15 protein-coding genes are annotated in these 16,556 nt (G+C 69.3%); 9 read left to right on the forward strand and 6 right to left on the reverse strand.

Annotated features, from left to right (window positions below):
• Positions 1-64 precede the first annotated feature (64 nt).
• Positions 65-2,545 carry a M14 family metallopeptidase gene (locus tag AB0B98_RS02730; protein WP_357360341.1) on the reverse strand — a complete coding sequence of 827 codons (2,481 nt, stop codon included), beginning with the start codon at positions 2,543-2,545 and terminating at the stop codon, positions 65-67.
• 233 nt (positions 2,546-2,778) lie between these two features.
• Between AB0B98_RS02730 and AB0B98_RS02735 the strand changes: the two genes are divergently transcribed.
• Genes AB0B98_RS02735 through AB0B98_RS02750 form a run of 4 tightly spaced genes read left to right on the forward strand, consistent with a single transcriptional unit; the run spans position 2,779 to position 5,843 of the window.
• Positions 2,779-3,798, forward strand: coding sequence for a hypothetical protein (locus AB0B98_RS02735; protein ID WP_357360343.1), 1,020 nt, complete (start codon positions 2,779-2,781; stop codon positions 3,796-3,798).
• Positions 3,785-4,312: a hypothetical protein gene (locus AB0B98_RS02740; protein ID WP_357360345.1), complete on the forward strand. Its 528-nt coding sequence runs from the start codon at positions 3,785-3,787 to the stop codon at positions 4,310-4,312. Before AB0B98_RS02735 ends, AB0B98_RS02740 begins: the two co-directional genes overlap by 14 nt.
• The gene (locus AB0B98_RS02745; RefSeq protein WP_357360346.1) at positions 4,309-4,848 is read left to right on the forward strand and encodes a hypothetical protein; all 540 of its coding nucleotides are present in this window, start codon (positions 4,309-4,311) and stop codon (positions 4,846-4,848) included. The genes AB0B98_RS02740 and AB0B98_RS02745 overlap by 4 nt, the downstream gene beginning before the upstream one ends.
• 47 nt (positions 4,849-4,895) lie before the next feature.
• Entirely contained in the window at positions 4,896-5,843 is a 948-nt protein-coding gene (locus AB0B98_RS02750) for a hypothetical protein (RefSeq protein WP_357360348.1), read from the forward strand.
• A 47-nt stretch (positions 5,844-5,890) separates the two neighbouring features.
• Here the strand turns inward: AB0B98_RS02750 and AB0B98_RS02755 are convergent, their stop codons facing one another.
• From AB0B98_RS02755 to AB0B98_RS02770, 4 genes are all read right to left on the reverse strand, one after another.
• Entirely contained in the window at positions 5,891-7,246 is a 1,356-nt protein-coding gene (locus AB0B98_RS02755) for a glycoside hydrolase family 6 protein (RefSeq protein ID WP_357360350.1), read from the reverse strand.
• 233 nt (positions 7,247-7,479) lie between these two features.
• Positions 7,480-8,433: a cyclase family protein gene (locus tag AB0B98_RS02760; protein WP_357360352.1), complete on the reverse strand. Its 954-nt coding sequence runs from the start codon at positions 8,431-8,433 to the stop codon at positions 7,480-7,482.
• Positions 8,434-8,546: 113 nt separating this feature from the next.
• Positions 8,547-9,434, reverse strand: coding sequence for a DUF1963 domain-containing protein (locus AB0B98_RS02765; RefSeq protein ID WP_357360354.1), 888 nt, complete (start codon positions 9,432-9,434; stop codon positions 8,547-8,549).
• 87 nt (positions 9,435-9,521) lie between these two features.
• Positions 9,522-9,941, reverse strand: a complete 420-nt coding sequence (locus AB0B98_RS02770; RefSeq protein ID WP_238667886.1) for a VOC family protein — start codon at positions 9,939-9,941, stop codon at positions 9,522-9,524.
• Positions 9,942-10,212: 271 nt separating this feature from the next.
• Between AB0B98_RS02770 and AB0B98_RS02775 the strand changes: the two genes are divergently transcribed.
• Complete coding sequence (locus tag AB0B98_RS02775) at positions 10,213-11,406, forward strand: amidohydrolase family protein (RefSeq protein WP_357360356.1); 1,194 nt, start codon at positions 10,213-10,215, stop codon at positions 11,404-11,406.
• Positions 11,407-11,419: 13 nt separating this feature from the next.
• Here AB0B98_RS02775 and AB0B98_RS02780 read toward each other — a convergent pair whose 3' ends face one another.
• Positions 11,420-11,854 (reverse strand): glutaredoxin domain-containing protein, encoded by a 435-nt coding sequence (locus tag AB0B98_RS02780; protein WP_357360358.1) that lies wholly within the window; start codon positions 11,852-11,854, stop codon positions 11,420-11,422.
• A 353-nt stretch (positions 11,855-12,207) separates the two neighbouring features.
• Between AB0B98_RS02780 and AB0B98_RS02785 the strand changes: the two genes are divergently transcribed.
• From AB0B98_RS02785 to AB0B98_RS02800, 4 genes are all read left to right on the forward strand, one after another.
• Positions 12,208-13,629, forward strand: a complete 1,422-nt coding sequence (locus AB0B98_RS02785) for a family 43 glycosylhydrolase (protein WP_357360360.1) — start codon at positions 12,208-12,210, stop codon at positions 13,627-13,629.
• 140 nt (positions 13,630-13,769) lie between these two features.
• Positions 13,770-15,347 (forward strand): RICIN domain-containing protein, encoded by a 1,578-nt coding sequence (locus tag AB0B98_RS02790; RefSeq protein ID WP_357360575.1) that lies wholly within the window; start codon positions 13,770-13,772, stop codon positions 15,345-15,347.
• A 55-nt stretch (positions 15,348-15,402) separates the two neighbouring features.
• On the forward strand, positions 15,403-15,912 hold the full coding sequence (locus tag AB0B98_RS02795; protein ID WP_357360362.1) for a hypothetical protein: 510 nt from the start codon (positions 15,403-15,405) through the stop codon (positions 15,910-15,912).
• Between the two features lie 9 nt (positions 15,913-15,921).
• Positions 15,922-16,446, forward strand: coding sequence for a hypothetical protein (locus tag AB0B98_RS02800; RefSeq protein ID WP_357360364.1), 525 nt, complete (start codon positions 15,922-15,924; stop codon positions 16,444-16,446).
• Positions 16,447-16,556: the final 110 nt, after the last annotated feature.

The following is a 16,556-nucleotide window of genomic DNA, read 5'->3' on the forward strand; positions in this document are numbered from 1 at the left end:
ACGCAGAAGTTGCCCCGTCGGCGCGGGTGATCCGCACCGACGGGGCAACTGTCGTCGCGGGGCGTTACCGCGTGGCGATCCTGATCGTCGCGCTGCGGTAGTTGTTGCGCTTGTCGTTCTTCGTCGGGTCGTAGTTCTTCTCGATGTTGCCGGCGCTGTCGACAGAGAACCAACGGAACGTCGTCGTCTCGGTCACGTGGAACACCTGCCCCGGCTCACGGAACTCGGTCGCCGCGTAGCGGGGCGACTCGAGCGTCGGCCGGCTGCCGTCAGTCGTGTAGTAGATGGTGGCCGGCTCGCTGGTCTCGAAGTGCACGTCGACAGGCCCGGAGTAGCGCCCAGCGCCCGGAACCAACTGGGACGTCGGGTTCTTCTTGTCCCTGCCCCAGTCCGCCGCGACCCGGAACATCTCCATGATCCCGTTGGCGTACTCCATCGTCTCGGCGTGGCCGCTGACGAGCTCGGGGTTGCCGTCCCACTCCGGTTGGAACGAACCGCCCTGCCAGTCGCCGGTGGCCGGGTTGTAGACGGAGCCGCCGACCTCCCAGCCGAACGCGTAGATCCCGTAGGTGTGGTACAGGTCCTCGCGTACGTTGCCCGCCGAGGAGTAGAGGACGTCGGACGAGCCGCCGACGTTCTCCGGCGTGACGACGGTGTCCCGGTGCGCCTTGACCTGCGACAGGATCCTGGCGGCGGACTGCCAGTAGAACGCCTCGTCACCCAGCGGCGGGCGCGGCGTGGTGATCCGGCCGTCCGCGATGTAGGCGCCGGGCTGCCAGAAGAGCTGGCCGCCGTTGGAGTGCACCGACATCATGAACTTGATGTTCTTGTACTTCTCGACCAGCCAGATGATGTTCTTCGACTCGGGCTCGGACAGCTCCTCCGGCCCCTGGTAGGTGCCACTGACGCAGTTTGTCGACCCTCCCGCGTAGCCGTCGTGACCCGACCCGACCCGGTAGTTCCGGTTCAGGTCGACGCCCCAGGAGTTCCGCTGCGCCGGATCGGCGCTCACGTCCGGGCAGTGGTTCGTCATGTTCTTACGCTGCGAGGCGAAGTTGTAGAAGCTGTAGTTCGCCCCGTCGGGGTTGTTGGACAGGATGAAGAAGACGTCGGTGTTCTCGACGATCTTCTTCGTCTCCCGATCGGACCGGTAGTTGTGCACCAGACGCTCGGCCGACTCCAGGCTGGTCGTCGCCGGCACCCACTCGCGGGCGTGGTCCTGCGCCTGGATGAGGACACCGGGCTTCTTACCGTCACGGTGCTTGCCGATCCGCAGGACCGGGATCGTCGCGGGGCCGCGCGGCACCTCGCCCTCCGGCGCTCCGACGCGCTTCTGGTCGAGGAAGTCGGTCAGCGCGACCGGGCCGGACGTCGGAGTGACGATGCCGGTGCCCTCGTTGGTGCGGTACGGGTGCGCCCGGTCGATGAGCCCCGCAGAGCGGGTCCGCAGCGCCTCAGCCACCTCGGCGGCCGTGCTCGTCGGCGCACCCGAGGCGTCCGTGGCGAGCAGGACACGGACCGCCTTGCCGGTGACCTCCACCGACAGCGGAAGGTTCGCGTCGGGCCGGTCCACGAAGTCCACAGTGATGTCGTTGCCGCCCTGGTGACCCCACGCCGCTGAGGTGACGACGACAGCCGCCTGCCCCGTACCGCCGATCTGGGCCTGCGCCTTGCGTTGGTACCCGTTCGTCTGGTTCGGCAGGTAGACGATCTCGGCGATGTCCGGGTACTGACGGGCGATCTCCTTGGCACGGCTGTAGAGCTGCTGCGGGTGCCGGTAGCCGTCCACGAAGTCCGACTTGTAGGACGGGTTCGCCGTCAGCGGCGGCGAGGCGTCCTCCAACCAGTTGGAGACGACACCGGTCGCGACGCCACCGGTGGAACTCGTCAGCTTGATCTTGTTGGGGCGTACGTCGAGTTTGAAGAGGTTCCGGTGGAACATGTACTGCCCCGAGTCGACGAACCGGCTCATCGTCCGGGCGAAGCCGAACGGCGTGCCCTTCCCCGAGTCGTTCTCCAGCTGCATCCCGACGATCGGGTCCGCCTGCTGCCCCTCGGTGGTCCGCGCCTCGACGTAGAGGAAACCCTGACCCTTTGTGGTGAACCAGTCGGCGCGGACGACGCGTACCGTCGCGTCGTGGTTCGCCGGCTGGGCCGCCCGCGCGCTGGCGGCGTCGATGCCAAGGCCACCGTCGGCCTCGTTGCTCCAGGCGAAGCCCGCGTCGTCGCCGAGCAGCTCGACGCCCATCGCCGTGAGTTCGGTGACCTGCTCGGCGGTCACCACCGCTTCGCCCTCGATGCCGTTCGGCACGCGCCGGAGACCGTGTTCGAGGTCGAAGCCGGCAGCGGCCACCTTGTCCAGCATGTCGGCACCGGTCAGCCTGATGTGTACGAGGCGTACCGACTCACGATCCTCAGGCTGGGATCGGCTGGTGGCGGCTGACGGTCCCGTGGGATCCGCGCCCGCAGGGCCGGTCGTCACGAGGATGCTACCCACCAGGGTGGACAGCGCGAGTAGCGCGATGCGCCGTTGTGATCGCCGCATTCCCCCTCCTTCTGCCTGCGACGGGTGATTGCCGGCGGACCGGTCCGGTGAGCGTATGTGCGTTCGCAGCCTCAGTGGTTCACGTCGATCGAATTTGAGCATTCCTTGAGGCGACAGGCGCCAGCCCCGCACCGCCCGCGTCCGTACCCCCGGTCAGCCTGTCCCCCGGCGGAGGGAGCGCCTCCCCTTTTGTCGGGGAGGAGAACCGATCCGCAGCCGGCGATCGTAGGTCCATGGCTGTCATGGAGATACCGACCCGCGCAAGACAGTGGGCGCTGGCCTGTGCCATCTTCGTCGTCACTGCGGTGGCTCAGCGGCTCTACTGGATCGCGGGTGGCCGGTGGGGGTACACCGCCTGCGACCGCACCGATCTGGTTGATCCGGCGGGCGGGTGCGGCGCGGACCAGGTCGTGGCGTTGCCGTTCTGGTCGGGGTGGGGCGCTGTGGGAGTCGGCGTCGCCCTCGCGGTGGTGCTCGGGTGCACTGTCCGGTTTCCCGGCACCCGGGCGACCGCCGGTAGCTGGGCGGCGGCCGCGCTGCTCCTTGTGGTCGCGTTCCCGCTGCACCTGGTCTTCGAGATCCCGGCGGCGCTCGCGGGGCGGCCCTCGGACTGGCGTGACCTCGGGGCCCGGCTCGTGCTGGTGGCCGGTGGCGTCCTGTTCGCCGGGCTCGCGAGCGCATCCAGGCCCCGCCGCGGACCGGCCGCCGTCGGCTACCGACCGGTGCCCCGGTGGACGCGCCGCTGGGCGTATGTCGCCGTCGCGCTGCCCGTGTTCGGCTGGGCCGTGCCGCACGGGCTGTGGGTGCTCGGCGTTCCGATCGGCATCTCCGAGCGGGAACTGGACGACATCGGGCGTAACCTCTCCACGCCGACCGGGGTGGCGATCACGCTCGTCCCGCCGCTCGCCGGCCTGCTCGTTCTCGGGCTGGTACAGCGGTGGGGGCAGCAGTTTCCGCGCTGGGTGCCGGGACTACACGGTCGACAGGTCCCCCGACGGCTGGCGGTGATCCCAGCCGGCGTGGTGGCGCTCACGCTGGTCGCCTACGGCGTGCTGAGCATCGCGGTGCTCGTCGGCCAACTGTTCACCGGTGACGCGCGCTGGTCCGACGTGTGGGACGGATGGGCCGTCACCGCCACGCTGCTGGTCTTCCTCGGCTGGGGAATGTCGTTGGCCGTCACCACCACCGGCTACGCCCTCGCCACCTCGACCGACACCGCCTCCCAGGATCGGAGCGTCCATGAACCACGCTGACTCTGCCCGCGTCTCGACCGCCGCCCCGCCGCCCTGGACCGTGTGGGCCGCCTACGCCGTCCCGCTCTGCGTCCTGCCGTCCGCGGCCTGGCGACTGTCGTTGGTGTTCACCGACGATGCCGTCACCCAGTGGTACATGATCTTCCTGTCCGCGCTGTCGATGGGCCTGGCCCTGTTGACACTCGGGCTGGTGCACGGGTGGGGGCAGCGATTTCCGCACTGGGTGCCCCGCATCGGGGGCCGCCGCATACCCGCGCGTCCGGTCGTGCGCGTCGCGCTGATCGGCGGCTGGTCGCTCGTCGCTATCTGCGTCTACTTCCTCCTGAACCACAGGTTCCACTTTGTGCAGAGCGGCTGGGTGGGCATCGGCGACGACGAACCGGCGCTCCGGGCTCCCGACTGGGAGGTGCTCCGCTACTACGCGCCAATGCTCGGGTGGGGCCCGCTCGTCATCGCCGTGACCACCGACTACGGCCGACGCGCAGCGATTGTTTCAAGATTGGAGAAGTCATGACGATTCGCAGGTTGCTTGTCGCCGCGCTCGCCGCGGCAGTGACGGCCGTCAGTGCCCCGGCGGCCGCTCAGGCCGACGACCAGGACCCACCGGAGGTGCCCGCCACGCCGGGCGCGTGGATCGCCGGCGTCGGTGGCTTCGTCTACAACGAGCCGGGGACCTTCGGTCATCAGATCCGGTTCGGCGTCGTGGGTTGGGTAGACCAGCACGGGACCGGCCATGGCGTGTTCCGCTTCCGGCACGCGCGGATCGACGGGAGCGTGGCGAGCGAGGGACGGGCCGAGGTGACGTGTGTCAGCGTGGTGGGCGACACCGCACTGGTGACCGCTGTCGTCCCGGAGGGCGGCAGTCCGATGGTCAACCACGTCTTCGTTATCAAGATCATTGAGGGCGGTCCGGGTCGAGCCGACCAGATCGAGACGCTCCAGGCCGGCGGCGACCCGACCAGACCCGCCAAGCGGTACTGCATCGACACCGCTCCGTACAACCTGTCCCGCTACCCGGTCCGACCCGGCGGCTACGCGTTTGGCTCGTGACGTTTCCGTGCCTGCGGGAGCAGAACGTCAGATCCTATTCTTGCGTGGTGTCGTACGCCGATCTCACGTATGCCCAGTGGAATGACCTCTCCGATGGTGCTGCCCAGCGCCTCGCCGAGGAGATCGCCGACCGGCACTGCCTGACAGTGCCGGTCGGCCTCCAGAACACCGTGTACGCGGGGCTGTCGCACCGGACGGCGCTGTTCGAGCGGGACGGGATGCGGTTCGCTCTGGTACCCGGTGGCCGACCGACGCTCGGCTACGACGCGGCCCGTTTCCGGCCCACATCGGACCAGCTGGCCAGCTACGCCGACAGCGCTGCGGAGTACGGCCTTCCACCGATGGCCAAGTACGTCGACGCCATGACCTCGTCGGTGCGCAGCGTCGAGTTGCCAGCGATGCTGGTCGCTGTGGAGGCGTTCGACCCCTGCGACACTCCGCTGGCGCCGGACGACCCCCGGGTGCTCAAACTCATCGCGTCGGCGGGAGATCAGCTCGACGGGGTGAGCACGTTCCGGTCTGCCGGCGGACTGAGCGTCGAGTTCGACCAGACCGGGCGGGTGACGAGGGCCCGAGCGAGCACTGACGTGTCCTACGACGAGGCGATGGCCCAGCTCGCGAGCGCCGGCCTACGGACGACGACCGCGGATGAGTGGGAGTGGGCGTGTGGAGCGGGGGCGGCGACTCTGTTCCGCTGGGGTGACGACTGCCCCAACGACGGCTACCCGTTCGACTACACGACCGGAATGCACAGTGAGACCAACCTGTGGGGGTTGGCGATCGGCCAGGATCCGTACAAGCACGAGGCGAGCACCGAACGCACCGTCGTGTGCGGAGGCGACGGCGGCAGCACCACATGCGGCGGCAGCGGCTTCTTCCTGGGGTGGCTCGCCCTCGCGACCGCTTACCGGGACAAGGATTTCGGGCAGTGGCTCGCCTCCGACGACGGGTACGCCGAAGAGATCCTGACCCGGCCCGTCCTGGAGCTGAGCTGAGCAGCGCGTAGCCGGGTCGGCGTCGCCTTGTCGGTGTGAAACGACGATCACAGGGCCGGCCAGGCGTTGGCCAGCAGTTGACGGAAATGCGCCGGGAACCACTCTCCGAGCGGCGGGGCGCCGGGCATCGCCCCGGTGTCGTACGCGGATCCGCGAGGCGGCAGGTAGTTCGGGTCGCACAACGGCTCGTACGGTTGGCCGACGGTCGGGCTGCCGCTGGCGCCATCGGACTCGCCGGGCGGCTTGACCCAGACGTAGGCGTCGATGCCTGGTTCCGGCTCGGCGACTGGGCGCTGGCCGAGGCCGGCGCCCCTCTGGTTGCACCAGTTCCCGATCGCTGCCCGCCGGTCGATCCGGCTGCCGTCGACGTAACGGTCCACGTCGCCCGAGGGCGCCGGGCCGGTGGGTCGGCTCGGGCCGCCCCAACCGTTGCGTGAGGTGTCGACGACCACGCCCGCGTTCGGGTTGAAGCCCGCCTCCGTCAACAGACCCCGCAGGTGTCGCACGTAGGGCACCTCGTCGATGAACGGGTTCCAGTCGACCCACCTGGACAGGTACACCGGTTGGCCGTTGATGACATCGTCGGAGCGGAAGTACTCCTCGTGCAGAACGGAGTAGTTGGCGGTGTTGGCGACGAAACCATGAACGTCTGCCAGCGTGCTGCCGGCGGTGGTCGCGGCCTGCGACAGCAGCGCCGTCAGCGGACCGGAGTCCTCCGGCCAGCCGACTTCGGCGTGGTGACTGATGTCGAGATACGAGTAGACATTGGGTACGGTGCCGAGCCGGGCCACTGCGTAACCGATCCCGTGCTGGTAGGTGCCGCGCGCCAGCGCCTCCTCACAGGCCGCTGTGGCCGCGTACCGGTTGCCGGTGTTGACGACAAGGTCCGGCGGCGAGTTCGGCTCGACGAAGACGACGATCCGCAGGTCGACGTACTCGGGCGTCGCGAGGATCTCGACGATCGGGTCGACGAACTCCGCCCGGTACCGGGCGAGGTCGCCGATTGACAGCTCACCCTGCGGGGCCTGCCGGCCGCAGTCGCGTCCCGGCAGGTTGTACAGGGTCAGCTGGACGAGGTCGGCGTGCTGTGCCACGGCGGCGTCCAGGTGCTCGCGCAGGCCCATCCTCCCGTCGTCTCCCTCGATCCTGGCGATGCGGTCCAGCCAGACCGCTGTCGGCTGTCCGGCGACAGCGTCGCCGCCGGGCTCCGCGGTGGCGTGGTCGACCCACTCGGGATTGACGTAGACCTGGGCTCCGACATAGGGGTTGGCCGCGCGGTGCGGCGGATCGGCGGCATTGGCCGGACCGGCTGCGGCGAGCACCCCCACGACGAGGACGGAAACGGCGGCGGCGAGGACCGGCCGAACCCAGACGGGTACGTGTTCCCGGCGTGGCACGGTCATGGTGGTAGCCCTCTCAAAACCTGATCCGGCACCGCCCCGCGGCTACCGGCCCAGCCCGGTCGCTCCGACCGCGTCACAGCGCGGCCACAGCCCTGCCAAATATCCACATTCTTCTATGCGTAACAGCATTATGCAGTACGGGCTCCGGACCGGGGGCACTACGCGGTGCGCGATGGCGCCCATTGCTGTTCTGTGGCCGGCCACAGATGCGGCGGCAGACGCCGCGCGCGTGGTCAGAACGTGGCGATCGGGTTGACCGGGCTGCCGGACGTGCCGGCGAAGCGGACCGGTGCGACCGCCAGCTGAAAATCCCACTGGCCGAGCTCGGTAGCCGTCGTCGCGCACGCCTCCAGGTCGCAGTTGTCGAGCATCCACAGGCCCATCGCGACGAGGCTCACGGCGTGGACCGGCATCAACACGTCGTCGTACCCCGACGGCTGAACGTCCTGCGGGGTGTCGGCGCCGATCAGCGCCACCCCCCGCTCATGCAGCCACGGCAGGCAGGACGCGTGCCAGCCGGCCTGCGTGAACCCGCTGGCCGCGCCGTTCTCGTGCCGGAAGCGCCCGTAACCGGTCCGCAGGAGTACCGCGTCGCCGGGTCGCACCTGCACCCCCTGGCGACGCTCGGCCTCCACAAGATCGGCGGGATGGACGCCCTCCCCCGGCTCCAGCCACTGCACATCGCGGGCCGCCGCGACGTCCAGCAGGACACCACGCGTGACGATCCCGTTCGCGGCCGCTGTGACGGCCGCCCACGCCGAGCCCGTCTCGGCGTCGACAAACGAGTGCGACCGTCCGTTGTACATGGCGCCGTCCCAGAAGATGTGGCACGGCGAGTCGAGGTGGGTGAGGGTGTTGCCGTGGAACGAGATGCCGAGCCGCTCGGACGAGAAACCCCAGCGCCGGTCGGCGTGGAAGGCGGGCGGCATGTTCTCGGCACCCGGCATGTCGGCGGTGCACGGGCACGTCGTCGTCGACCGCTCCATGTCTCCCGGTGCGGAGACCTCCCACGCGCAGGACACACTCCTGCCGTGCCGTACGGCCCGCGCCGCCGCCAGCCGGACGTCGTCGGTGATGTGGTTCAGCGTGCCGAGTTCGTCGTCGTCGCCCCACCGTCCCCAGTTCGACAGCGTGTCGAAGTACCCGAGCACCTCGTCCTGGGTCGGCAACGGTCGTCCTGCCGTCATGTCAGATCGACTCCTCTGGTCACGCGGTATCGAGGCACCGCAGGTCAGGGTAGCCCGCCGCTTGATCGACGGACGATGACCTCAGGCAACGCGGGTGCACCGCCGCGGCCGTTCTACTCACTGAACTCGGTCACGGAGAGCGCCTCGCCCAGCCGACCGGCGGCGAGGTCGTCGTGGCGGATGACGAAGCTGCCGTAGTAGAACTCCTCGGCGAGGGAAAAACGGGCGAGCGACACCCACTCGCTCGTCAGCCGATGCTGCTCCTTCTCCAGTTGGGTGTACCACTGCGCCACCGGGACGGCGATCTCGCCGGCCTTCTCCCGACCGGCCAGGGTCTGCTCCGCGATACTCCTGATCACCTCGTCGTCGAGATACCCGCCGATATCGGCGCTGGCAAGCCCTTCATCCGGCGGCCACAGGTCGTCGGCCAGCGCACGAAGCTCCTCCAGATGCGGCAGATCGCGCTCCAGGTCGCGGGTCAACTGCTGCTGAAACGGCGACAGGTCGTCCTCGTCCTCCTCGTCGTCGTCGTCCTGCGTCGCCATCCAAGGGGGCAGTCGCGCGACCAACGTGGCGAAGACGTCGTACTGCTCGCCGACGAAGGTGGGGATGTGGGGTTCTTCCGCTACCTCGGTATCGGTGTCGGCCGGTACATACACGACCCGCGCGTACCTCCGGTCGCCGCTGGCGCCGGCCAGGTGGTCCTCCTGGTGGGCCAGGAAGAAGAGCAGCGAGCCAGCTGACGGCAGGCCGAAGCCGTCGACTCTCGGCAGCGCCGCACAGTCGACGGAGAAGATGAAGGGCAACGGATTGGCTCCGGCGGTCGGCCAGTCGGTGCCCACCGGCAGTCGGGGCAACCCACCGAACTGCCCGACCGGGGCATCGCCGGAACCCCCGCTCAACCGGATCGCCAGACGCAGGTGTTCGGTGAACTTCCCGATCTCGTCATCCGGAATGCCCACGTCGGTCGCGGCACGGCGGAGCTCCCCTTGATGATCCATGATCAGCATGATGCCAGGCGGGTACGACGAGAGGACGCCAGGTGAGCCTGTGGCTCGCCCTGTCGGCGCCCCGCCGCCGCCCGACGGTCAGAGGCCCTGCCCCACCTCGACCAGGTAGCCGTCCGGGTCGCGCAGGTAGCAGCGGATCTCCGTTCCGTGGTCCTTCGGCTCGGTGAGAAAGTCCGCGCCCCGGGATTTCCACTCCTCGTAGAGTTTCCGAATGTCCCGGACCCGGAGGTTCATCGCGCAGCTCAGGGTGTTGGAGTCGGACGGCGCCTTGGCCTGCACCGTCGGCTTGTCGTCCGTCGGACCGCCCTCGACGTTGATGATGATGTAACTGTTGAAGAACTTCATGATCAGCGGGCTGCTCTCGTGGACGCAGGTCGCCCCGAACACCCGCTCGTAGTACTCCCGGGACCGCGCCAGATCGCGAACGATCAGCAGGGTGGCGAGGAACATGCCGTCCTCGGGCTCGAAGTAGTCGGGTGCCGGGTTGGCCAGTGCCATGACCGTCCTCCTGTCGTCGCCCGTTCAGCACGGGAAGTCGGGCGGCGTCGTATCCCCCGCAGAGGGTGGTGAAAACGCCACTGCGGCGGGTGATGTGCCGACCCACCCACCAGGTGCCGACCCGGCTGGGGGATGGCGTATCGCTCTGGCGAGGGAGGCCGGGCCGCCTACGGCGATGCGATCGTCAGGCCATGAGCGGTGGCCGCCGAGGGACGGGGGCGTCGGTGGTGGCGGCTGTGGCCAGGCGGGATGAGGTGAGGTGACGATGACGATGACGATGACGAAGCATGCTGTCCGGGTGACCCGGATGTTCGACGGCGAACGGCTCGTCGACGGCGGAGTCCTGGTCCTGCTCGACGAGGGACGCATCGCCGGGGTGCACCGGGGTAGCGCCGAGGCGCCGGAGGGCTGGTCGGTACGTGAGGAGCCGAGCGGCACTCTGCTGCCCGGTCTGGTCGACGCGCACGTGCACCTGTCCGCCGACGCCGGGCCCGACGCGCTCGGCCGGCTCGCCGATCGTCGCGAGTCGGACCTCGACGCGGTCGTCGAGGCGTCGCTACGTACGCACCTGGCGGCCGGCGTCACGACGGTCCGGGACCTGGGCGACCGGCGTGACGCGGTGCTGCGTTGGCGGGACCGGCGGGTGCGGGACGACCTTCCGACGGTGGTGGGGTCGGGCGCACCGCTCACCAGCGTCGGCGGGCACTGCTGGTCGTTGGGGGGTGAGGCGAGCGGTGTCGACGGGCTTCGTGAGGCCGTGCGTCTGCGGGCGGCGGCCGGTGCCGATCTGGTGAAGGTGATGGCCAGCGGCGGGGTGTTCACCCCGGGCACCGACACCACGAGACCGCAGTTCACCGACGAGGAACTGACCGCCGCACTGACGCAGGCCCACGATCTGGGCCTGCCGGTGACCGCGCACGCGCACGCGCTCAGCGCTGTCGAGCAGGCGCTGCGCGTCGGCGTGGACGGCATCGAACACTGCACCTGCGTCACGGCGGCCGGCGCCCGTGTCCCCGCTGAGCTCGCGGACCGACTGGCTGCGTCCGGGGTGGCGGTCTGCGCCACGCTCGGCACCGACCCGGCCGTGGTCACGCCGCCCGAGGTGGTGGCGATGGCGGCGCGGGCCGGGCTCAGTGAAGCCGCGCTGCGCGACGGCGTTGCCACACTGCACCGGGCCGGGGTCCGCCTGGTGGCCGGTTCGGATGCGGGCCTCGGCCCCGCGAAGCCGCACGGGATCCTGCCGGAGACGCTCGTCGAGTACGTGGGCTGCGACATTGCCGCCACCGTCGCCCTCGCCTCGGCCACCTCGGTCGGCGCCGAGGTGTGTGGTCTGGGGCGACGCAAGGGCCGGGTCCGCCCCGGGTTCGACGCCGACCTGCTGATCGTGGACGGCGATCCGACGAGCGACATCACGGTGCTGCGCCGTCCGCTGGCCGTGTACCTCGCCGGTGACCTCGTCAGGTGAGGGGATCGCCTGTTCAGGATGAGCGGAGCTGCTCGCGGAACCAGGCCCGGTCGGGGTTCACGACGGCCCGATCGCCGAGCACGACGGTGGGCACCGTCTCGTTGCCGCCGGCCACCGCCCGGACGGCTGCGGCAGCGGCCGGGTCGCGCCAGATGTCCACCCAGTGCGCCCGCCGGGCGAGCCGGCCGAGGGAGAACCGCAGCCGCAGGCAGTAGTGACAGCCGGGACGCCAGTAGACGATCGGCCGGCCGTCCACCGCGCTGGCCCGCTGCGCTTCGGCGGCGTTCACCGGGCGGGGAAAGGCCCACGGTGACAGCAGCAGCGCCAACACCAGGAAGACCAGCAACTCGACGACGCCGACGATGGGCAGACCGGCGGTCAGTTGGGTCACCGCCACCAGCACGCCGCACACCACCATCAGGATCGCCAGCATCCACCGTCGCAGCACGCCGAGGACACTACCTCCACGTACGCGACGGCCGCTGTTCCGGCAAGGCGAGGAACCGTCGCACCTTGACAGGTATCGATGTTAACGCCAACATGAACCCCGCCACCTGGTGGCAACGCCACAGTCACATTCCCAGCCCTTCGCGCCTCTCCCCCCGGTCCGGCCCGACGTCGCCGCTCGGCGTCGACCGGATCGGCTACGGCATCGCCGCGGTGCTATGGGTGCTGGTCAATGGCCGTTCCCAAGCTCGCGGAGGACAGATGCCGCTGCCATCCCCTCGAACCGACCCGAACACCCGTCGGGCCGTCCACCGGGGGCCTGCCGGCCACGGCGTCCCTCGGCGCCTGCGGTCGATGCTGGCCGCGGTGTTGGTGCTGCTGGCCGTGTCGGCCGGCCTGCCCATGGCCGCACCGGCGCACGCCGCGCCGGCCGTCAACTACACCAACCCGTTGGTGAACCAGCGGGCCGATCCGCACATCTTCCGGCACACCGACGGCTACTACTACATGACCGCGACGGTGCCGCAGTACGACCGGATCGTGCTGCGCCGGGCGACCACCCTGCAGGGGCTGGCGACTGCCGCGGAGACGACGATCTGGAGCCGCCACACCAGCGGAGAGATGGGCGCCCACATCTGGGCCCCGGAGATCCACTTCATCAACAACCGGTGGTACGTCTACTTCGCCGCGGGCCGCACCGACGACGTGTGGCGGATCCGGATGTACGTGTTGGAGAACGCCAACGCGAATCCGCTGACCGGCTCGTGGACGGAACGCGGCCGGATCACGACACCCTGGGACACCTTCAGCCTGGACGCCTCGACCTTCGTCGCCAACGGGGTGCGCTATCTGACCTGGGCACAGCAGGAGCCGGCGATCGGAAACAACTCCAACGTCTACCTCGCCCGGATGGGTGCCAACCCGTGGCAGATCACCGGCACCGTGACCCGGCTCGTCGTGCCGACGTACGACTGGGAGACCCGCGGCTACCGGGTCGCCGAGGGACCGGCCGTGATCCAACGAAACGGCCGGATCTTCCTGACCTACTCGGCCAGCGCGACGGACGCCAACTACTGCCTCGGGATGCTGAGCGCCTCGGCCAGCGCGAACCTGCTCGACGCGGCCTCCTGGAGCAAGAGCCCCAGCCCGGTGTTCGCCAGCAACGCGGCCACCAGCCAGTACGGCCCCGGCCACAACTCGTTCACCGTCTCCGAGGACGGGCAGAGCGACATCCTCGTCTACCACGACCGGAACTACCGCGACATCTCCGGCGACCCGCTCAACGACCCGAACCGACGCACCCGGCTACAGAAGGTGTACTGGAACGCCGACGGCACCCCGAACTTCGGCATTCCGGTGCCCGACGGGGCCACACCGGTGCGGCTGCGGTCACATGACCAGGCCAACAGCTACATCCGGCACTACGACTACCGGGCCCGGATCGAGCCGAACGTGGCCAACCTGGCCGACTCCCAGTTCCGCATCGTCACCGGCCTCGCCGGCGGTGGATCGGTGTCGCTGGAGTCGACCAACTTCCCCGGTTACTACCTACGCCACCGGGGCTACGCCCTGTACGTGGAGAAGAACGACGGTTCGGCGCTGTTCGGCGGCGACGCGAGCTTCCGTCGTCAAGCCGGCCTCGCCGACAGCGCCGGGATCTCCCTGGAGTCGCAGAACTTCCCGGGTCGCCACGTGCGCCACCGCGACGGACTGCTCTACATCGAGGCGGTCAGTTCGAGCGCCGAACGCGCCTCGGCCACCTTCCACCTGGAGTAGGCGCCCGCTGTCGTCGACACCCGTCCAGGTACGCCCGCAGCCCATTCCAGCCAGGAGGAGCGATGCCCTTCACCAGCACGAGAAGACCGTCCGGCAGTGGGTCGACGCGTCGCGGCCGGCGTACGGGCCTGGTGCTCGCCATGATCACCATGCTGGTCGGCGCGGCCGGTGCCGCCCTGGTCGGCGCGCCGCCGGCAGCGGCGGCGACCATCGACACCAACGCCTACTACGTCCTGGTCAACCGGAACAGCGGCAAGGTCCTCGACGTCCGGGACACCTCGACGGCAGACGGCGCGGTGATCCAGCAGTGGTCCCGTAACGACGGCGCGTGGCAACAGTTCCAGTTCGTCTCCTCCGGCAGCGGCTACTACCGCCTCAAGGCCCGGCACAGCGGCAAGGTCGTCGACCTCTGGGAGTGGAACACCGCCGACGGCGCCGAGTACCGCCAGTTCTCCGACGCCAACGGCGCCAACCAGCAGTTCCAGGTCCTCGACTCCGACAGCGGTTACGTCCGGCTGATCAACCGCCACTCGGCCAAGGCGCTTGAGGTCTGGGAGCGGTCCACCGCGGACGGGGGCCGGATCAGTCAGTACGCCGATCTCAACGGCCCGAACCAGCAGTGGCAGCTGGTGGCGGTTGGCGGCGGCACGCCACCGACCACCGGCTGTGGCAGCGGGTCGAGCAACGCCGAGGCCGTACTGAGCGGAGGCACCTGGACGGCCCGCAACGGCTCGTCGACGGTCTACTCGGGCGCGGACATGCTGTCGGCGATGCAGGCGGCGGTCAACTCGCTCTCGGCGGGTCGTACGTCGAAGCAGCGGGTGGTCGTTCGAGGCTCCGGCTCGATGAGCGCGGGCTCGCGGTTGTCGCTGCCGTCGTACACGACACTTGCCGTGTGCGGCACGATCAACGTGACCGGGTCGGGCTCGGGTGACCAGGCGCCGGTGTACTCGCGGGGAACCACCGACGTCGAGGTGCAGAACCTCACGCTGACCGGATCGCCGCTGTACGGGATCTTCATGCGCAACGTGAACAACCTGACTCTCGGGCAGATCGACATGCGGCTTTCCGCGGGCCTGGGCGTGCGCATCGACAACCACGGTGGAGATCGGGCGGTCAAGGTACGCAACATCCGTATCGACAACGTCTACGTGTCGGGGACCGGTACCCACGGGGTGGAGACGTACGGAGTGGACGGTCTGACGATCGGCACTGTCACGGCCCGGAACACCCGGGACTCCGGCCTGCTGCTCAACGACACGATCAACGCCACGATCGGCACCGTCGACGCGCAGGGCGCCGGGGCCGGCACCGGGTACGCGGCGTTCCGGATGGCCAACCGCAACGGTCGGGTGGGCAACTCGTACCCGACCAACATCCGGGTCGGCACCGTGCTCGCGTCCGGCGGTGGCCGGGGGATCTTCTGCGTGTCCGAGTCCGGTGGCGCGGTCATCGACCGGGTGACGATCTCGAACACGGGCAACAACTCGATCCTGGTGGAGAACTGCTACAACGTCGTCATCGCCGGGGTCTCCGGGACGGTGACCGGCGGCGGTGAGGTGCGGATCGCGGCCCGGAGCGAGTTCCCGATCTCCTCTGGCATCCGGTTCCAGAATCTGACGGTCAGCGGCACCAACATCACCCAGAGCCCCTGCGGTGGGGCGAACAACACGATCAGCAACGTCACGAGGGTCAACTCGACCCTGACGTGGTGCTGAGAGGCGATCGGCAGAGCGATTCAAGAAAGCCACGCCCGAGGGCTATCGTCGCCAGATGCCGAACTCCCGCACCGTCGTGGCCGCCCTGGTCGCACTCACGGTCGTTGACGTCACCCACACCCTCGTCGCTCTTGGGGCATACGAGCGCCGCGTCGGCGTGGTGACCCACGACGGATCCGCCATAGTGGAGATCTTCGACAGCGTCGTGCCGCTCCGTGAGTTGTCCACAGCGACATTCTGTCTGCTGCTCCTTACGCTGCTCACCGCCTGGGCCAGCGTCGCCAACTGGGTCATCCAGGCCCGGCGCGCGCGACCAGCGGGCGCACCCACAGCGCCAAGGACGAGGTGGTGGGTCAGCGCGCTCATCGCCGCACCCCTCAACCTGATCGCAGCCGTGCAGTACCTGTCGGCCACCGCGAACGGAGGCGAATACATGCACAGTGTCCTGGCCGAGACCGTTCTTCTACTGGTCGCCGCAGCTGCGGCGCTGGTGACCACCACGACCGCCGGTATCCAGGTCGTCCGGCGCCAGGTCGGGGTTTCGTCGGCTGGCGCTTGCGGGTAGCGATGGCGCATGAACCGCAATCTCGTCAAGGCTCTGCAGGTCGCGTGGGAGTTGCCGGAGTTCCGCTCCGGGGTGCGACACGTCGTCGATCTCGAGGAGATCGCGGGGCTGCTGGCCACACTGTCCGTCCCGGACCATGACCACGAGGTGGAGCGCAGCCTGCTGAGCCTGCTGCGGTCCGCCCTGGACACTGTCGAAATTCGGGAAGCGGTCTTGCTGCTGCTGGAGCAGGACGAGGTGCGCAGGCCGCTCGTCGCGGCGGCGGTGGAGCCGCTGGCGGACCGACCGGGTCAGGCTGCCGCCATCGCGTCCGCGGCGGAGGATCCTGTGGTGCGGCGTGAGGTGCGGGCGGTGCTGGCCAGCGCCAAGGTGCGTGAGCTGATCTGGCAGGCGATCGAGAACCAGCTGAGCGACAACCGGCTCGGCCTGATCCGCCGGGCGGCGGTGCTGTTCGTGTGGCACCCGCGCGTCCGGCGTCTCGCGTGGGCGGTGCGCCGGCACGGCGTGTTGCGAGAACTACGCCGCAAGCAGTGATCCACACCCGCCGATGCCAGAGGCGTAACAATTCTGTTAGCGTTAACAGTTATGACGATCAATCGGGGCCGGAGTGGTCGTCGGGATCACGGTCAACCCCGTGCCAGCGC

It is taken from the genome of Micromonospora sp. NPDC048947 (assembly GCF_040649495.1).
Classification (GTDB): Bacteria; Actinomycetota; Actinomycetes; order Mycobacteriales; family Micromonosporaceae; genus Micromonospora; species Micromonospora alfalfae.